Below are 17,570 nucleotides of genomic sequence, written 5' to 3' on the forward strand. Positions count from 1 at the left end.
GGTTTAACCGCCGATGTATGAAAGGTTTTGCGTAATGCCTGTATTGCCCTGATGCAGGAAGTGCGTCTGCTTTTTGTGCGTTAACGCCACCGCAATACGCTGTTCAAGCATCGCCTGCTGCGCATCGTCTTGCAGCAGATCGCGCAGATTCACGCCGCCATCGCCAAACAGGCACAGATGCAGTTTACCGGTCGAGGAGACGCGCAGACGGTTGCAACTGGCGCAGAAATCTTTTTCATACGGCATGATAAGGCCGATCTCCCCCTCGTAATCCGGGTGGCAGAAAACCTGTGCCGGGCCGTCGCTGCGCTGGCGCAACTGGTGGATCCAGCCGCGTTTAAGTAGCTCATCGCGCAGCACCATGCCGGAGATATGGTGGTTGCGAAAAAGCTCGCTGCCCTCGCCGGTTTCCATCAGTTCAATAAAGCGTAGCTGGATGGGACGCGATTTGATCCACGCCAGAAAGGTGTCGAGCTGATGATGGTTCACATCGCGCATCAGCACGGTGTTGACTTTGACTTTAGCAAACCCGGCGCTGAAGGCGGCATCGATACCGTCCATCACCTGGCGGAATTTATCCTGTCCGGTAATGGCGTGAAATTGCCGCGCATCGAGACTGTCGACGCTGACGTTGATGGCGGTAAGCCCCGCCTTGCGCCACTGGGCCGCGTCACGTGCAAGGCGGTAGCCATTGGTAGTGACGGCGATTTGTCGGATAGCGCTGTTTTCACGCACCGCCGCAATGATGTCGGTAAAATCGCGGCGCAGGGAGGGCTCCCCGCCGGTCAGGCGCACTTTCTCCGTGCCCATCGCGCTAAACGCACGCGTCACCCGGCGAATTTCTTCGACGCTCAGGAAGCCATTATTGTTGACGCCGCTCGGCTTATAGCCGTCGGGCAGACAGTAGGTGCAACGGAAATTGCACACATCGGTGATCGACAAACGCAAGTAATAGAACTTACGCGCGAACGCATCGGTAAGTTGTGAGGCCATGTACACCTTTCCAAGTACGGGAGATGCAGTCATTTCTTTCTGCACCCTGGCAGCAGAACCGTTCGGTTTTGCTACGGCCAAAGCACCATGTCGTGAGAGTTAGGTTGCTTAGGCTTGAGTGTATGTTTTGTCAGTAACGCTAAAATTGCTTAAGCGATAGTAGCGCGAACGTCGGGCTTTCGCTATCACGATCATCGCTATATAAACAGATACATAGCGTCATGATCATGCACTTTCGCTACAGAGTACGCGAAAATCGCCTTTTTGCTTTGATATGTGTCATTTTCCTTCCTGCGCGGCATCGTCTTTTGGTGGTATTTAGGCTAACGTAGCGCGGTAAATTTTGATAAGGAACCATTATGCGTAATCGCACACTTGCAGACCTGGATCGTGTTGTCGCCCTCGGCGGCGGGCATGGCCTCGGGCGTGTGATGTCTTCGCTTGCCTCGTTGGGATCGCGACTTACCGGCATTGTCACCACCACCGATAATGGCGGCTCAACCGGGCGTATTCGCCGCTCTGAAGGCGGAATAGCCTGGGGCGATATGCGTAATTGTTTAAACCAGCTCATCACGGAACCGAGTGTAGCCTCGGCGATGTTTGAGTACCGTTTTAGCGGTAACGGCGAACTTTCCGGGCATAACCTCGGAAATTTAATGTTAAAGGCGCTCGATCACCTGAGTGTGCGGCCTCTGGAAGCGATCAATTTAATTCGCAATTTATTAAAGGTGGACGCGTTTTTGATCCCGATGTCTGAGCAACCCGTCGATTTAATGGCGACAGACAGTGAAGGGCATCAGGTTTATGGCGAGGTCAACATTGACCAGCTTCACGCGCCAATCCAGGAGTTAATGCTGTTTCCGAAGGTGCATGCCACTCGCGAAGCAGTACAGGCAATCGCAGAAGCGGATTTGATTATCATCGGCCCAGGCAGCTTTTACACCAGCCTGCTGCCGCTGCTGCTGCTCGACGATCTGGCACAGGCGTTACGCCGTACACCCGCGCCGGTCGTTTACATTGGCAACCTTGGTAAAGAACTCAGCCCGGCCGCCGCCAGCCTGACGCTGGCAGACAAACTGGCGATTATGGAGCAGTACGTCGGTAAAAAAATTATCGATGCCGCCATTGTTGGCCCGAAAGTCGACACGCAAGCCGTTAGCGATCGGTTAATTATTCAGGAAGTGCTGGAAGCCAGCGATATTCCCTACCGCCACGACCGGCATCTGCTGCGCGTCGCGCTGGAAAAAGCGGTGCAACATTTGGGTTAAGAGGCGGACGGCGGGAATTTTTTCTCCCGCCAGTGCTTTGCTTAATTTCTTAAGGTTGTCTTAAAAATCGGCTGTCAGCATAGCGCTACTTTCATTGCAGGATCAGAGTATGCGTATGCTTCACCTTCGTCGGCCAACTTTAAGCCGCCTCCATTTTCTTCTGCTCTTCGCCGCTTATATTGCGCTGGGCCTGAATATTGCGTTTTATCATCAGGCATTCACTTTATTGCCGGTGAACTCATTGCATAGCTGGCTGGTTTTCCTTTCCATGCCACTGGTTGCTTTCAGCGTCATTAATATTGTGTTGTCTCTGGCGTCGTTTGTGCGTCTTGACCGCCTGGTTATCTCACTCTTTGTGCTGGTGAGTTCGGCGGCGCAGTATTTCATTTCGACGTTTGGCATTATTATCGACCGTTCAATGATCACCAATATTCTCGACACCACGCCGGCGGAAAGTTTCGCCCTGCTGTCGACCAAACTGGTGCTGACGCTGCTGCTGACCGGCATTCTGGCCGTGGTTATCGCCTGGTGGATTAAAATAAAACCCGCCCGCTCCGCGTTACGCAGCGTAATGTTGCGCGTTGCCAGCATTATTATTTCTGTGCTGGTTATCGTGGCGGTGGCGCTGCTGTTTTATAAAGATTACGCCTCGCTGTTTCGCAATAATAAAGAGCTGGTGAAAACACTCAGCCCGTCAAACTCCATTACGGCTTCACTGTCGTGGTATTCCCATAACCGCACCGCCAATCTGCCGCTGGTGAGAATTGGCGAAGATGCGCGTCAACGCCCGGAAATGCAGCGCGGTCCGCACAAAAACCTCACAATTCTGGTGCTGGGTGAAACTTCGCGTGCGGCGAACTTTTCACTCGGCGGGTATGAGCGTGAAACCAACCCGTTGTTAAAACAGGATAATGTTATTTACTTTCAGAACACCGCTTCCTGTGGGACGGCGACCGCCGTCTCCGTACCGTGCATGTTCTCCGGTATGACACGCGCCCATTATGACGATCAACTGGCGGCGCATCAGGAAGGGTTGCTGGATATTATCCAACGTGCGGGAATTAACGTGCTGTGGAATGAGAACGACGGTGGCTGTAAAGGCGCATGCGATCGTGTTCCGCATCAGGATATGACGCAATTAAACTTGCCGGATTACTGTATTAAAGGCGAATGCCAGGATGAGATCTTATTCCACGATCTCGCCAGTTATATCGATAAATTGCAGGGTGACGGGGTGATTGTATTACACACCATCGGCAGCCACGGGCCGACGTATTACAACCGCTACCCGGCGCAGTTCCGTAAATTTACGCCGACCTGCGATACCAATGAAATTCAGACCTGCTCACAGCAGCAGTTGATCAATACCTACGACAACACCATTTTGTACGTCGATTATATTGTTGATAAAGCAATAAAATTGCTGCAATCGAAGCAGGATAAATTCACCACCAGCCTGGTTTATCTCTCCGATCACGGTGAGTCGCTTGGCGAAAATGGCGTTTACTTGCACGGCCTGCCGTACTCCATTGCGCCGGAAACACAAAAACATGTTCCGCTGCTGATTTGGCTGTCGCAGGAGTATCAAACGCGTTATGGCGTGAACAGTCAGTGTCTGCAAAAAAATGCGCGGGAGAAGGCAGTTTCACAGGACAACCTCTTCCCGACGATGTTGGGTATACTGGGTGTCAGCACGAAAGAGTACCGTGCTGAAGACGATCTTTTAACCGCGTGCCGGGGGCAGTTGAAATGAAGATTCTGGTGGTTGAAGATGATGCTCTGCTGTTGCAGGGGTTGATTCTGGCGATGCAAAGCGAAGGGTACGCCTGCGATGGCGTCTCTACCGCGCATGAAGCTGCGCTGTGTCTGGCAAACGGCCATTACAGCCTGCTGGTGCTCGATTTGGGTCTGCCGGATGAAGACGGTTTGCATCTGCTCACCCGGCTGCGCCGCGAAAAATATACGTTGCCGGTATTGATCCTCACCGCCCGCGATACGCTTGAAGATCGCGTGGCAGGGCTGGATACCGGTGCAGACGACTACCTAGTCAAACCCTTTGCGCTGGACGAGCTGAACGCCCGCATTCGCGCGCTGCTGCGCCGTCATAATAATCAGGGCGATAACGAAATCAGCCACGGTAATCTGACGCTGAATGTGACCCGCCGCCAGGCGTGGCTGGATAACCAGTTGCTGGAGCTGACGCCAAAAGAGTACGCCCTGCTGTCGCGCCTGATGCTGAAAGCCGAAAGCCCGGTACACCGGGAGATCCTCTATAACGATATTTACAACTGGGATAACGAACCGTCGACGAATACGCTGGAAGTGCATATCCATAATTTACGCGACAAAATCGGTAAATCGCGTATCCGTACCGTGCGCGGGTTTGGCTATATGCTGGTACAACCGCAGGAACGGAGCTGATTGATGGCGCTCTTCAATTTCAGGCGCTGGAGCATGCGCCGCCGTTTGTTACTCACCATCGGTGGCATTCTGGTGTTTTGCCAGTTGGTCAGCGTGTTCTGGCTGTGGCATGAAAGCGAAGAGCAAATCCAGCTGCTGGTGCAGGCAGCCATTCATAATCACAACAACCGCAAACATATCGAGCATGAAGTCCGCGAAGCAGTGGCCAGCCTGCTGGTGCCAAGCCTGTTGATCATCGGGCTGGCGCTGCTGCTCTGTATGCAGGCGGTGAAAGCCATTACCCGTCCGCTGCTTGAGCTGCAGGAAGAGCTGAATAAACGCACACCGAACAACCTGCAACCCATCACGCTCAACAACAGCGTCAGCGAAGTGGAAGCGGTTACCTCATCGATTAACGAGCTGGTCTCCCGCCTGACGCTAACCCTCGACAGGGAGCGGCTGTTTACCGCCGACGTTGCCCATGAGCTGCGCACGCCGCTGGCGGGGTTACGTCTGCATCTGGAATTGATGGCGAAAACCAGCGGCATCAACGTCGACCCGCTGGTGCAGCGCCTTGAGCAAATGACGGAAAACATTGCCCAGCTATTACTGCTGGCGCGCGTCGGGCAGTCTTTCTCCGCAGGGAGTTACCAGCAGGTGATGCTGTTGCAGGATGTGGTGCAACCCATGCGCAGTGAACTGGAACAGATGCTGACCGCGCGCGAACAGACGCTGGAAATTGCAGAGCCAGAAAGGGACATTGCGGTTGCCGGTGACGCCACGCTGCTGCGGCTGCTGGTGAGAAACCTGGTGGAGAACGCCCACCGCTATAGCCCGGCAGGATCGGCCATTACCGTACGTATCGAAAACGCTGCCGCACCGGTACTGGCGGTGGAAGATGAAGGGCCGGGCATTGATGAAAGTCGCAGCGGAGAGCTCAGTAAAGCCTTCGTGCGTATGGACAGCCGCTATGGCGGCGCGGGCCTGGGATTAAGCATTGTGTCGCGTATCGCGCAACTGCATGACGCGCAGTTCTTTTTGCACAACCGGCTGACGCAATGTGGCGTACGGGCGTGGGTAAAATTTCTCCCCGGCGCCCGCCAGGCATAAATCAGTAGGTCAGCACCCACAGACGGGCAAAAACAATCACTAACGCCAGCGCGAAAGCGACAGCGAAAAACTCACGAACCTTAAATTGTTGCATCAGATTGCCCTCCAGAATACCGGTGGGCAGTGTGTCAGGCGTAGGTTAAGCCAACATTAAGAGAGCCCGGACAGGCTCTCTTTTTTGTTATTTTGTGCTGTCATGTCATCGCACGGATTTCAGGATGCGGCAATAAACAGATCGCGCAACTGGTGCAACTGGTCGCGTACTTTCGCCGCTTCTTCGAACTCCAGATTTTGCGCATGCTGCATCATCTGACCTTCCAGTTCGTGGATTTTCTGCTGCAGCGCTTTCGGCGAGAGCGCCAGTTCAGCCGCTTCCACCTGCGCGGGCGTGCGCGTTTTACCACGGCCTTTCGCGCGCGTCTTCGCCAGCCCTTCGCCAAGCGCCAGAATATCCACCACTTTCTTGTTCAGACCCTGTGGCGTAATACCGTGTTCTTCGTTATAGCGCTGCTGTTTCTCACGACGACGCTCGGTTTCGCCAATCGCTTTCGCCATCGACGGTGTGATCTTGTCGCCATACAGAATCGCTTTACCGTTGATGTTACGTGCGGCACGGCCAATCGTCTGGATAAGTGAGCGCTCAGAACGCAGGAAGCCCTCTTTGTCGGCATCCAGAATCGCCACCAGCGAGACTTCCGGCATATCCAGCCCCTCACGCAGCAAGTTGATACCGACCAGCACATCGAACTCGCCAAGGCGCAAATCGCGGATAATCTCCATACGTTCAACGGTGTCGATATCCGAGTGCAGATAACGCACCCGCTCGCCATGCTCTTCCAGATATTCGGTGAGATCTTCCGCCATGCGTTTGGTCAGCGTCGTCACCAGAACACGTTCGTTAATCGCGGCGCGCTGGCGAATTTCAGAGAGCAAATCGTCCACCTGAGTCGCCACCGGACGCACTTCAATTACCGGATCGAGCAGCCCTGTCGGGCGCACCACCTGATCAATCACTTCGCTACCCGATTTCTCCAGCTCGTAATTGCCCGGTGTCGCCGATACATAAATCGACTGCGGTGCCAGCGCTTCAAACTCTTCAAATTTTAACGGTCGGTTATCCAGCGCCGACGGCAGGCGGAAACCGTACTCCACCAGCGTCTCTTTACGCGCGCGGTCGCCGCGATACATCCCGCCGATCTGCGGAATGGTCACGTGGGATTCATCGATTACCAGCAGCCCATCAGCTGGCAGGTAGTCGAACAGCGTCGGCGGCGGCTCGCCCGGCCCGCGCCCGGAAAGATAGCGCGAGTAGTTTTCAATCCCCGAGCAGTAGCCCAGCTCGTTCATCATCTCCAGATCGAACTGCGTACGCTGGCTGAGCCGCTGCTCTTCCAGCAGTTTATTGTTTTCCAGCAGCGTTTTACGACGTTCCGCCAGTTCAACTTTGATCTCCTCCATCGCCTGCACGATCCGCTCGCGCGGCGTCACATAGTGCGTTTTTGGGTAGATGGTGAAGCGCTGGATGCCCGACTCAATATGGCCGGTCAGCGGATCGAACAGCGACAGGCGCTCAACTTCTTCATCGAATAATTCGATACGCAGCGCCAGATCATCAGATTCCGCCGGGAAGACATCGATAACTTCGCCGCGTACGCGAAAAGTGCCGCGCTGGAACGCCTGATCGTTGCGGGTATATTGCAGCTCCGCCAGACGACGCAGGATCGCGCGTTGATCGATGATCATGCCCTTAGTCAGGTGCAGCATCATTTTCAGGTAGAGATCCGGATCGCCCAGACCGTAGATCGCGGAAACGGAGGCCACCACAATCACATCGCGACGCTCCAGCAGCGCCTTCGTCGCTGACAGACGCATCTGCTCGATATGCTCGTTCACCGAGGCATCTTTTTCGATAAAAGTGTCAGAACTTGGCACATACGCTTCCGGCTGGTAGTAGTCGTAGTAAGAGACGAAGTACTCAACCGCGTTCTCCGGGAAGAACTCTTTCATTTCACCATACAGCTGCGCGGCCAGCGTTTTGTTCGGTGCCAGCACCATTGTCGGGCGCTGGAGATCGGCAATCACATTGGCGACGGTGAATGTCTTCCCTGAACCCGTCACCCCGAGCAGCGTCTGGTGCGCCAGGCCGTCTTCCAGACCTTCCTTGAGGCGGCGGATAGCTTCAGGCTGATCGCCGGAAGGACGAAAAGCGGAATTCAGTTTGAACGGTTTACTCATGAACGGCTACCTGATGAAGGAATGAGCGGGCAGGTAACACATTTTACTCACCCTGTTCACTTTTGCCAATAAATAACACTGGATGAAAAAACAGTAGCAAAACAGGCAATCTGTACTACTCCCCGTTAGGGCACCGCTTCTCCCCTCAAATTTCAGCGCGGACAAGATAAAACACTAACCCTTTCAGGTTATCCCCAAAATTTTTCCTCTTTTAACATTTGTCAAGCGAGCCTTTGAAAGTTTTGTGGCAGCGGGTGACACTTTTCTTACAGGCATTGCTTTTATATAACCTTTTGATTATTAAAAATAATCTTAAAAAGACGTGTTTAACACCAATTCAGGCGCAACCCGCGTCCTCTCTCGCTTGCCGCATGTTTTCTAACTCTAATACACAAGGTTATCCACAGGAATAGTGGATAACTGCCGCCAGGCCGGATACCTCGCCTTCCCGCCAAATCCCATTTAGTCCCAGGCGGGCGCCGCTAAAAATTTTTTATCTTTTCTTTTTGATAATTATCGGCAAACGAAACGCAGGATCCGCATGAGATCGTTCTCACAAATCCAGCCATTACTGCACCACAACTCAACACTGCAAGCACTGGCAAAGTGCAGAATTTTTACCTGGCTTCTTCCCTCCTCACGTTTTAAAAGCCACTTTTCTCAGCGGCATCCGAAAAAAAAGCCTTTTTTATGTTCTGGCAAGCCTTTTGCAGAATCATCAAAGTCATCAGAGCCGAAACAAGGAGCGGACAATGTTGAGCTTACGGGCAGTAAACCAGTATTACGGTAATCAGCATACATTGTGGAATGTCGACCTCGATTTATCCCCCGGGGTCTGCACATCAGTTATTGGGTTGCCAGGCATGGGCAAGACGACACTGGTGAATTGCATCACCGGCTATTTACCCATTGAAAGCGGCAGCATGATTTGGCAGGAAGCGGGCGCACCGCCGCGCGACTTGCTCTCTTTGCAAGCCGAACACCGCAGCGCCATCGGCATCAGCTATGTGCCGCAGGACAGGCGGATTTTTTCGCAACTCACCATTGAGGAAAATCTGCATGTCGCGATGCGCGCCGGCAGTGAACCGGGCAGCGCAGTGCGGCGGGATATTTACGATTTGTTCCCTGAACTGTATGAGCTGCGCCAGGTACGTGGCGCGGAGTTGTCAGAAGATAACCAACAACAACTGGCGATGGCGCGGGCGCTGGTTACGCACCCACGGCTGTTGATCCTGGATGAGCCAACGCGCGGTCTTGGGCAGGCTTTTATTCATAAACTGGGCAATTTGATCGTGCGGCTCAACCAGGAGTTTGGCATGACCATTTTGTTGGCTGAACAGCACTTATCATTTATTCGCCGGGTCGCCGACCGTTTCTGCCTGCTGCACCGCGGGCGCAATGTCGCGCAGGGCGACGTTAAACTGCTTGATGATCCACTGCTCTCAAAGTGGATGACACCGGAGTCAGGACACTGAGATCAAGATAATGACCCGTTTTTTCTTTTTCCGGTGCGTGGGCAAACCAGGGAATTTCGCCAATCAGCGGAGCCTGCATCACGCGCCGAAGCGTTGCCAGATACTCCGGGTGTCGCCTTCCCGGCTGCACCACATCGTTAGCAATCCAGCCCGCCAGCCGTAACCCCGCCTGACGCACCGCTTGTGCGGTTAACATGGCATGGTTGATACAGCCAAGTTTTACACCAACGACCAGAATCACCGGCAACTGCTCCTGCACCACCCAGTCGGCGAAAGTGAGCGTCTCTGAAAGCGGCGTAAACCAGCCCCCCGCCCCTTCCACCAATAGCCACTCCGCCTGTGTTTCCAGCGCGCGTAGCCCGGCGGACATCACCCGCGCATCAATGGGTTCACCCACATCGGCACTCACAATATGCGGTGATGTGGGTTCTGCGAAGGTATACGGATTGACGGTCTTATACGCCATCGGCAGGCTGCTGTGGTGCTGCAGCGCCAGCGCATCGCTGTTGCGTAACCCGTCTGCGGTCATCTCACTCCCGGAAGCCACCGGTTTATAACCCGCGCTGCGTAAACCACGCAGATTTGCCGCCTGCAAAAGCGCGCAGCTGGCGACAGTTTTCCCGACTTCCGTATCCGTACCGGTCACAAAATAGCGTTCAATCACGGGCGATCACTCCCCAAAAAAGATGGTAAGTCAGCGGGCATTTGCCCTGCTGTTGCGGCCAGGCCAGCTGCAAGCGTTGCAGTTTGCCGCGTGTCAGCCCCTGCTGCCTGCCCGCGTGTAAATGTGTTGCGCCAATACCTTTTAGCGAACGCAGCGCCGCAGTGGCATCGTCAAAGTGCAAGGTTATCGTCTCGACGCCACTGCGCAGCCGCCAGCCACGCAAAGCCTGTCCGATAGCTGGCAAGGTTAAAAAACGGTTGGCGTGCGGATGGTCGTCAATCGCGCGCCACGCCTGGTTCAGCTCCGGCAGTGATGCCGCGACCAGTGTCGTAAAAGCAACACAACCGCCGGGTTGAGTCACGCGATACAACTCCCCGACAGCCTGGCGCAAATCATCACACCACTGCACCGCCAGGTTGCTCCAGACCAGTGAAAATTGCGCATCCGCCAGCGGCATGGCCTCAATATCGCCTCTGACATAGCGCTGCGCGCTGTGCTGACGGCGCGCCTCATCGAGCATATTCGCCGAGAGATCCAACGCCGTTACCTCACCGCCCTGCCCGCGCCAGTAGCGGCTCATTACGCCGGGCCCACAACCGGCGTCCAGCACCTGAGCAGGCGTGACAGCGCCCAACTTAGATAACAGCAGATCGGCGCTCCGGCGCTGCAATTCGTCGTGCTGAGTATAACTGTGCGCCGCGCGGCCAAAAGCAGCGGCGACCGCCTGTTTATTCACCGTCATGCAAAGCCTCCAGCAAACGGTCGATATCATCGAACTGGTGCTCTGCCGTCAGCGTCAGGCGTAACCGCGCTGTGCCCGGCGGTACGGTGGGCGGGCGAATCGCTGTCACCCAACAGCCGCGCTGACGCAAGCGTTCAGCCAGCCGCAATGCGCGGCTATTTTCACCCACAATCAGTGGCTGGATTGCGCTGGTGGAATCCGTCATCGTGACGGATTCATATGCCACACTGTGACGAAAATGGGCAATCAGCGCCGCCAGTTTTTCACGCCGCGCTTTCCCCTCGTCGCTACGAATAACCTGCAATGCCGCGCCAAGCGCCACCGCCTGTGCGGGAGGCATCGAGGTGCTGTAAATCAGGTGGCGGGCAAATTGCAGCAGGTAATCCGCCACCGTGTCACTGCACAACACCGCCGCACCACTGACGCCAAAGCCTTTGCCGAAGGTCACCACCAGCACGTGCGGCTTGATGCCCTGCAGGTGACAACTGCCGCGCCCCTGCTCGCCCACCACGCCAATGCCGTGGGCATCATCCACCATCAACCAGGCCCGCGCTTCCCGCGTGGCATCAGCAACCGCCACCAGCGGTGCACTGTCGCCATCCATGCTGAAGACGCCCTCGGTCACCACCAGTTGCTGCCCGGCAAGCGGTTTTGCCAGCAGCGTGGTCAGTTGCCCGATATCGTTATGCGCGAAACGCCGCAGCTGCGCCGGGCTGTGGCTGGCGGCTTCCAGCAGTGATGCGTGGCTTAATTTGTCAGCGACAATCCTGTCCTCTTTGCCCGTCAGCGCAGCAATGACCGCCTGATTAGCGGCAAAACCAGAGATAAACAGCAACGCGCGCGAGTAACCAAGCCAGTCGGCCAGCGCCTCCTCCAGTTCCCGGTGCGCGGTGGTGTAGCCGCTGACATGACCGGAGCCACCGCTACCCACGCCATAACGTTCCGCGCCCTGTTGCCAGGCGCGGATCACGGCAGGATGTTGGCTTAAACCGAGGTAATCATTACTGGAGAAGTTGCAAAAGCGCTGCTCGCCAAGTGTGAGCCAGCGCCCCGCGCCCTGCGAGACGGCACGCCTTGTGCGCAGCGCATCTGCCGCGCGACGCTCATCCAGAGCGGCATCAATACGCTGTTGCCAGCTCATACGGCTGCCGCGTTGTAATACTGGTCGGTATCGGCGTGTAACAACTGTTGCTCAAGCTGCTGCTGTTGCTCGTTGTCGCCGTTCAGCACCGCCGTCTGCTGCGGGTTCAGGCCGAGCTTACGGAACAGTTGCAGATCTTTATCCTCTTCCGGGTTCGGCGTGGTAAGCAGCTTGCAGCCGTAGAAAATGGAGTTCGCCCCGGCCATAAAGCACATCGCCTGAGTCTGCTCGTTCATCTGCTCGCGCCCGGCAGAAAGACGCACATGCGAAGTCGGCATCATGATGCGCGCAACCGCAATGGTGCGGATAAAGTCAAAGGCGTCGACGTCCTCGTTATCCGCCAGCGGCGTCCCTTTTACTTTGACCAGCATATTGATCGGCACGCTTTCCGGCGGTGTTGGCAGGTTCGCCAGTTGCAATAACAGACCGGCGCGATCGTTGACCGTTTCACCAAGACCAACAATGCCGCCAGAGCAAACTTTGATGCCCGCGTCGCGCACTTTATCCAGCGTATCGAGGCGCTCCTGATAGGTGCGCGTGGTGATGATATTGCCGTAAAACTCCGGCGAGGTATCAAGGTTGTGGTTGTAGTAATCCAGACCCGCTGAAGCCAGGCGTTGCGCCTGATTTTCGTTGAGCGTGCCGAGCGTCATGCAGGCTTCCAGCCCCAGCGCTTTTACCCCTTCGACCATTTTTTCGAGGTAGGGCATATCGCGATCGTGCGGGTTTTTCCACGCCGCGCCCATGCAGAAACGCGTCGATCCCGCGCGTTTCGCCTGGCGGGCGGATTCCAGCACCTGTTCAACTTCCATTAACCGTTCGGACTCCAGCCCGGTTTTATACCGCGCGCTCTGCGGGCAGTATTTGCAATCTTCCGGGCAGGCACCGGTTTTAATCGACAGCAAGGTGCTGACCTGAACCTGGCGCGGATCGAAATGCTGGCGGTGAACCTGCTGCGCTTCAAACAGCAGTTCAAGGAGGGGTTTTTCAAACAGCGCGGTCACTTGCGACATTGTCCAGCGTGCGTGGTGAGCCATCGGGCATCTCCAAAGGGTGTTGTAAAATCGTTATTCGGTGTAGACTCGTAAACCTAAAACTTTTTAATTTGGTTTACAAGTCGATTATGACCCTGGACGATCTCGCCTTTGACACGCGACATATCTGGCACCCTTACACCTCCATGACCTCCCCGCTGCCGGTTTACCCGGTGCAGTCCGCACAAGGTTGCGAGCTGATACTCAGCAGCGGCGAACATCTGATTGACGGCATGTCCTCCTGGTGGGCGGCAATTCACGGCTACGGGCACCCGGTAATTAACGCAGCGATGAAAGCGCAAATCGATTCGGTATCCCACGTGATGTTTGGCGGCATCACTCACCCGCCAGCGATTGACCTGTGCCGCAAGCTGGTGGCGATGACACCAGAAGCGCTGGAGTGCGTCTTTCTGGCCGATTCCGGCTCCGTGGCGGTGGAAGTGGCAATGAAGATGGCGCTGCAATACTGGCAGGCGAAAGGCGAGCCGCGACAGCGTTTTCTCACCTTCCGTAACGGCTATCACGGCGACACGTTTGGCGCGATGTCGGTCTGCGATCCGGATAACTCCATGCACAGCCTGTGGAAAGGCTATTTGCCGGAAAACCTGTTTGCGCCCGCGCCGCAAAGCCGCTTTGACGGCGAATGGGACGAGCGTGACATGGTGGCCTTCGCACGCCTGATGGCGGCGCATCGCCACGAAATAGCAGCAGTGATCCTCGAACCTATTGTTCAGGGCGCGGGCGGCATGCGTATCTATCACCCGGAGTGGCTTAAGCGAGTGCGCAAGATGTGCGACCGGGAAGGCATTCTGTTGATTGCCGATGAAATCGCCACCGGTTTTGGTCGCACCGGCAAGCTGTTTGCCTGCGAACATGCCGGGATCGCCCCGGACATTCTGTGTCTTGGCAAAGCGCTGACCGGCGGCACAATGACGCTTTCGGCAACGCTCACCACCCGCAACGTGGCAGAGACCATCAGCAACGGTGAAGCAGGCTGCTTTATGCACGGGCCAACGTTTATGGGCAACCCGCTGGCCTGCGCGGCCGCCAACGCCAGTCTCGGGATTTTGCAAAGTGGCGCGTGGCAAACGCAGGTGGCGGCGATTGAAGCGCAGTTAAACGCGGAGCTGGCACCCGCGCGCGAAGCGGCCAATGTCGCCGATGTGCGCGTGCTGGGAGCCATCGGCGTGGTGGAAACCCGTTCGCCAGTTAATATGGCGGCCCTACAACGCTTCTTTGTTGAACAAGGCGTATGGGTACGCCCGTTTGGCCGGCTTATCTACCTGATGCCGCCCTATATCATCACCCCGGAGCAGCTCTCCCGTCTGACCCGCGCCGTCAATGCCGCCGTGCTGCGCGATGACCTTTTTGCCTGAGGTTTTGCCGGGGATCGGCTACACTTCCCGGCACGCATGAAAAGCAGAAGGAGTGCATATGAAGTTGGTCAGCCATGATTTACGCGACGGCGAAAAGCTGCCGCATCGCCAGGTGTTCAACGGTATGGGCTACGACGGCGACAATATCTCCCCGCATCTGGCGTGGGATGAGGTACCTGCCGGCACCAAAAGTTTTGTTGTGACTTGCTACGATCCGGATGCACCAACCGGCTCCGGCTGGTGGCACTGGGTAGTTGCGAACCTTCCCGCTGATACACGCGTGCTGCCGCAAGGCGCCGGTTCCGGTCTGGCGGCATTGCCGGATGGCGCAGTGCAGACACGCACCGATTTCGGCAAAGCCGGTTACGGCGGTGCCGCACCGCCGAAAGGCGAAACGCACCGTTATATCTTTACCGTCTATGCGCTGGACGTAGAGCGCATTGAGGTCGATGAAAATGCCAGCGGCGCGATGGTCGGTTTTAACGTCCATTTCCATACGCTTTCCAGCGCCTCAATTACTGCCCTTTTTAGCTAAAAAGAAGGGATTTACAGCCGATTGTACAAATCGGCTTCCCGTTTCGCTCAACTTAGTATAAAAAAGCAGGCTTTGAAGTCCTCTTTCAACTTTTGCATAGTCTGGAGCTCCCCTTGAACACATCATCGGTTTCCCGTCTGGCGCTGGCGCTCGCTTTTGGCGTGACACTGACCGCCTGTAGCTCAACCCCGCCGGCGGAACGTCCGTCTGAACAGAAAGCGCCTGGCACCGCCGCGCGCCCGATCCTCAGCGCAGGTGAAGCGAAAAACTTTGTAGCGGACCGCTATTTTACCGCCATGACGCCGGATAACGCGGCATGGAAACCGGTCGCCATCCGTCTGCCGGAAAAAGCGAACTTCGTGGTCGGCCCGGCCGGTACGCCGGGTGTGACACATACCACCATTCAGGCAGCGGTAGACGCGGCAATCAACAAACACGCCAGCGATCGTCAGTACATCGCGGTGATGCCGGGTGAATATGAAGGTACGGTTTATGTGCCTGCCGCGTCCGGCAGCGTGACCATTTACGGTACCGGCGAGAAAGCGCTGGATGTGAAAATCAAACAGGCTATTGATGCCGAAATGGACCCGAACAGCTGGCGTCGTCTGGTCAATCCGTCGGGCAAATACATGCCGGGCAAACCGGCGTGGTATATGTTCGATAACTGCCAGAGCAAACGTACCGCAACTGTCGGCGTAATGTGTTCTGCGGTCTTCTGGTCACAGAATAACGGCCTGCAACTGCAAAACCTGACCATTGAAAATACGCTGGGTGACAGCGTTGACGCGGGTAACCACCAGGCGGTGGCGCTGCGCAGCGATGGCGATAAAGTGCAGATCAACAACGTCAATATTCTGGGTCGCCAGAACACCTTCTTTGTTACCAACAGCGGCGTAGATAACACCCTGCGTACCGATCGCCAGACCCGTACGCTGGTGACCAACAGCTATCTTGAAGGCGATGTCGATATCGTGGCCGGTCGCGGCGCGGTGGTGTTTGATAACACTGACTTCCGCGTAGTGAACTCGCGCACCCAGCAGGAAGGTTATGTGTTCGCACCAGCCACCCTGTCTAACCTGTATTACGGTTTCCTCGCCGTCAACAGCCGCTTTAACGCCGCCGGTAACGGTGTGGCACAGCTCGGTCGTTCACTGGATGTTGATGGCAACACCAACGGCCAGGTGGTGATCCGCGATAGCGTAATCAACGAAGGCTTTAACGTGGCGAAACCGTGGACCGATGCCGCTGTTTCCGGCCGTGCTTATTCCGGTAACACCGGAACCGTTGACGATAAAGGCAACGTGCAGCGCGAGCTGAACAACCCGCAGTTCAACCGCATGTGGGAGTTCAACAACCGCGGCGTTGGTAGCCAGGTTGTGGCGATGCCGAAGAAATAAGCCGCTCCTGATAAGAAAAAACCTCGCCGTGGCGAGGTTTTTTTATGCGCGACATGCAGCATCAGAACGCGTTAACCACCACCCACATTGGCCCCTGACCTACCGCATAGCGGGATTTCTCGGTCAGCAACCCTTGCTCGCCGCTGATCTCGTACACCGCAATGTGGTGCGATTTCTGCCCGGCGGCAATCAGGTATTGACCGCGATTATCAATATTGAAGCCGCGCGGCTGCGTTTCCGTTGGCTGGAAGCCTTCGATCGCCAGCACGCTACCATCTTCCGAAACGCTGAACACGGTGATAATGCTGGCGGTACGGTCGCAGGTATAAAGATGGCGACCATCCGGCGTGATATGAATATCCGCCGCCCAGCGCGTGTCGCTGAAATCCGCAGGCATCATATCCAGCGTCTGCACACACTCGATGTTGCCATGCGCATCGCTGAGCTGCCAGACATCGACTGAACCGTTGAGTTCATTGACGCAGTAGGCAAAACGCTGGTTCGGATGAAACACCATATGACGCGGGCCAGCGCCCTCAACGGTGGTGACCTCCGCTGGCTCCTGCGCCGTCAGATTGCCGTCATCGGCCAGCGTAAACAGGCAGATGCGATCCTGTTTCAGTGCCGGTGTCCATAGAGTGCGGTTGTCCGGGGAGATATTCGCCGAGTGGCACCCTTCCAGCCCTTCCACCACGTCAACCGTCCCGGTCGGCAGGCCATCGTCCAGACGGACGACGCTCACACTGCCCGCGTTGTAGGACGCGCTGAACAGGAAGCGCCCGCTGCGATCGGTTGAGATATGCGTCGGGCTGCCCGGCAGCGGCGATTCCGCCGCGAAAGTCAGGGCGCCATCATCCGGCGCGATACGATACGCGATAACGCGAAATTCAGGGCGAACCCCGACATAGAGGTAACGTTTATCCGGGCTGACAACCATCGGCTGCACCTGGCCGGGCACATCCACCACCTGGACAAGCGTCAGGCTACCTTCAGAGTTCAGGCGCCAGACGTGGATCTGCTGGCTTTCCGGGCTGGCGGTATAAACGGTTTGTTTCATGAACGCTCCTCTCCTCTAATTCTTTTTTGCATTAAGTAACCAGGATAGCTGCTTTTGTTGGTTGATGCTGAATTTTACCCGGAGATTTTGCGCAGCCGGTGACCCGGTGTACCATCCCCCGACATTTGAATTTCAACATCGAC

At 56.0% G+C, this 17,570-nt stretch carries 15 protein-coding genes and 1 riboswitch; of the genes, 8 read left to right on the forward strand and 7 right to left on the reverse strand.

What is annotated here, in order from left to right; all coding sequences use genetic code 11:
* Window positions 1-3: 3 nt before the first annotated feature.
* Window positions 4-993: a GTP 3',8-cyclase MoaA gene (gene moaA / locus DFO56_RS02450; RefSeq protein ID WP_045514030.1), complete on the reverse strand. Its 990-nt coding sequence runs from the start codon at window positions 991-993 to the stop codon at window positions 4-6.
* Window positions 981-1,126: riboswitch (molybdenum cofactor riboswitch) on the reverse strand. It overlaps the preceding gene by 13 nt.
* A 226-nt stretch (window positions 1,127-1,352) precedes the next feature.
* Between moaA and yvcK the strand changes: the two genes are divergently transcribed.
* The 4 genes from yvcK to pmrB all read left to right on the forward strand — a co-directional run bounded on the left by yvcK (window position 1,353) and on the right by pmrB (window position 5,771).
* On the forward strand, window positions 1,353-2,261 hold the full coding sequence (gene yvcK / locus DFO56_RS02455; protein ID WP_020457099.1) for a uridine diphosphate-N-acetylglucosamine-binding protein YvcK: 909 nt from the start codon (window positions 1,353-1,355) through the stop codon (window positions 2,259-2,261).
* A gap of 109 nt (window positions 2,262-2,370) precedes the next feature.
* Complete coding sequence (eptA, locus tag DFO56_RS02460; protein WP_045514027.1) at window positions 2,371-4,014, forward strand: phosphoethanolamine transferase EptA; 1,644 nt, start codon at window positions 2,371-2,373, stop codon at window positions 4,012-4,014.
* On the forward strand, window positions 4,011-4,682 hold the full coding sequence (pmrA, locus tag DFO56_RS02465) for a two-component system response regulator PmrA (protein ID WP_020457097.1): 672 nt from the start codon (window positions 4,011-4,013) through the stop codon (window positions 4,680-4,682). Before eptA ends, pmrA begins: the two co-directional genes overlap by 4 nt.
* A gap of 3 nt (window positions 4,683-4,685) precedes the next feature.
* A complete protein-coding gene (pmrB, locus tag DFO56_RS02470; RefSeq protein WP_045514024.1) occupies window positions 4,686-5,771 on the forward strand; it encodes a two-component system sensor histidine kinase PmrB in 1,086 nt (361 codons plus the stop codon).
* Between the two features lie 213 nt (window positions 5,772-5,984).
* On the opposite strand, the gene uvrB is transcribed toward pmrB, so the two are convergent.
* On the reverse strand, window positions 5,985-8,006 hold the full coding sequence (uvrB, locus tag DFO56_RS02475) for an excinuclease ABC subunit UvrB (protein ID WP_020457094.1): 2,022 nt from the start codon (window positions 8,004-8,006) through the stop codon (window positions 5,985-5,987).
* 752 nt (window positions 8,007-8,758) lie between these two features.
* Here uvrB and DFO56_RS02485 point away from each other — a divergent pair.
* Window positions 8,759-9,481: an ABC transporter ATP-binding protein gene (locus tag DFO56_RS02485; protein ID WP_044489598.1), complete on the forward strand. Its 723-nt coding sequence runs from the start codon at window positions 8,759-8,761 to the stop codon at window positions 9,479-9,481.
* Here DFO56_RS02485 and bioD read toward each other — a convergent pair.
* Genes bioD through bioB form a run of 4 tightly spaced genes read right to left on the reverse strand, consistent with a single transcriptional unit; the run spans window position 9,423 to window position 13,065 of the window.
* A complete protein-coding gene (bioD, locus tag DFO56_RS02490; protein WP_045514021.1) occupies window positions 9,423-10,145 on the reverse strand; it encodes a dethiobiotin synthase in 723 nt (240 codons plus the stop codon). The two genes, DFO56_RS02485 and bioD, sit on opposite strands and share 59 nt — an antisense overlap.
* On the reverse strand, window positions 10,138-10,887 hold the full coding sequence (gene bioC / locus DFO56_RS02495; RefSeq protein WP_045514017.1) for a malonyl-ACP O-methyltransferase BioC: 750 nt from the start codon (window positions 10,885-10,887) through the stop codon (window positions 10,138-10,140). The genes bioD and bioC overlap by 8 nt, the downstream gene beginning before the upstream one ends.
* Complete coding sequence (bioF, locus tag DFO56_RS02500) at window positions 10,874-12,028, reverse strand: 8-amino-7-oxononanoate synthase (RefSeq protein WP_045514015.1); 1,155 nt, start codon at window positions 12,026-12,028, stop codon at window positions 10,874-10,876. The genes bioC and bioF overlap by 14 nt, the downstream gene beginning before the upstream one ends.
* Window positions 12,025-13,065, reverse strand: a complete 1,041-nt coding sequence (bioB, locus tag DFO56_RS02505; RefSeq protein WP_045514012.1) for a biotin synthase BioB — start codon at window positions 13,063-13,065, stop codon at window positions 12,025-12,027. The genes bioF and bioB overlap by 4 nt, the downstream gene beginning before the upstream one ends.
* An 86-nt stretch (window positions 13,066-13,151) precedes the next feature.
* Between bioB and bioA the strand changes: the two genes are divergently transcribed.
* The 3 genes from bioA to DFO56_RS02520 all read left to right on the forward strand — a co-directional run bounded on the left by bioA (window position 13,152) and on the right by DFO56_RS02520 (window position 16,370).
* Complete coding sequence (gene bioA, locus DFO56_RS02510) at window positions 13,152-14,438, forward strand: adenosylmethionine--8-amino-7-oxononanoate transaminase (RefSeq protein ID WP_045514009.1); 1,287 nt, start codon at window positions 13,152-13,154, stop codon at window positions 14,436-14,438.
* A 58-nt stretch (window positions 14,439-14,496) separates the two neighbouring features.
* Window positions 14,497-14,973: a kinase inhibitor gene (locus tag DFO56_RS02515; protein ID WP_045514006.1), complete on the forward strand. Its 477-nt coding sequence runs from the start codon at window positions 14,497-14,499 to the stop codon at window positions 14,971-14,973.
* Window positions 14,974-15,086: 113 nt separating this feature from the next.
* Entirely contained in the window at window positions 15,087-16,370 is a 1,284-nt protein-coding gene (locus tag DFO56_RS02520; protein WP_045514004.1) for a putative acyl-CoA thioester hydrolase, read from the forward strand.
* A gap of 61 nt (window positions 16,371-16,431) precedes the next feature.
* Here DFO56_RS02520 and pgl read toward each other — a convergent pair whose 3' ends face one another.
* Window positions 16,432-17,427 (reverse strand): 6-phosphogluconolactonase, encoded by a 996-nt coding sequence (gene pgl / locus DFO56_RS02525; RefSeq protein WP_020457085.1) that lies wholly within the window; start codon window positions 17,425-17,427, stop codon window positions 16,432-16,434.
* Window positions 17,428-17,570 lie beyond the last annotated feature (143 nt).

Source organism: Kosakonia sp. AG348, assembly GCF_003337365.1.
In the GTDB taxonomy this organism is placed as follows: domain Bacteria; phylum Pseudomonadota; class Gammaproteobacteria; order Enterobacterales; family Enterobacteriaceae; genus Kosakonia.

What these genes read in the sequence shown, in the direction of transcription:
- pmrA (WP_020457097.1), top strand. Translation starts at nt 4,011, where the DNA reads ATGAAGATTCTGGTGGTTGAAGATGATGCTCTGCTGTTGCAGGGGTTG.
- moaA (WP_045514030.1), bottom strand. Translation starts at nt 993, where the DNA reads ATGGCCTCACAACTTACCGATGCGTTCGCGCGTAAGTTCTATTACTTG.
- uvrB (WP_020457094.1), bottom strand. Translation starts at nt 8,006, where the DNA reads ATGAGTAAACCGTTCAAACTGAATTCCGCTTTTCGTCCTTCCGGCGAT.
- DFO56_RS02515 (WP_045514006.1), top strand. Translation starts at nt 14,497, where the DNA reads ATGAAGTTGGTCAGCCATGATTTACGCGACGGCGAAAAGCTGCCGCAT.
- bioF (WP_045514015.1), bottom strand. Translation starts at nt 12,028, where the DNA reads ATGAGCTGGCAACAGCGTATTGATGCCGCTCTGGATGAGCGTCGCGCG.
- eptA (WP_045514027.1), top strand. Translation starts at nt 2,371, where the DNA reads ATGCGTATGCTTCACCTTCGTCGGCCAACTTTAAGCCGCCTCCATTTT.
- pgl (WP_020457085.1), bottom strand. Translation starts at nt 17,427, where the DNA reads ATGAAACAAACCGTTTATACCGCCAGCCCGGAAAGCCAGCAGATCCAC.
- pmrB (WP_045514024.1), top strand. Translation starts at nt 4,686, where the DNA reads ATGGCGCTCTTCAATTTCAGGCGCTGGAGCATGCGCCGCCGTTTGTTA.
- bioC (WP_045514017.1), bottom strand. Translation starts at nt 10,887, where the DNA reads ATGACGGTGAATAAACAGGCGGTCGCCGCTGCTTTTGGCCGCGCGGCG.
- bioA (WP_045514009.1), top strand. Translation starts at nt 13,152, where the DNA reads ATGACCCTGGACGATCTCGCCTTTGACACGCGACATATCTGGCACCCT.
- bioB (WP_045514012.1), bottom strand. Translation starts at nt 13,065, where the DNA reads ATGGCTCACCACGCACGCTGGACAATGTCGCAAGTGACCGCGCTGTTT.
- yvcK (WP_020457099.1), top strand. Translation starts at nt 1,353, where the DNA reads ATGCGTAATCGCACACTTGCAGACCTGGATCGTGTTGTCGCCCTCGGC.
- DFO56_RS02485 (WP_044489598.1), top strand. Translation starts at nt 8,759, where the DNA reads ATGTTGAGCTTACGGGCAGTAAACCAGTATTACGGTAATCAGCATACA.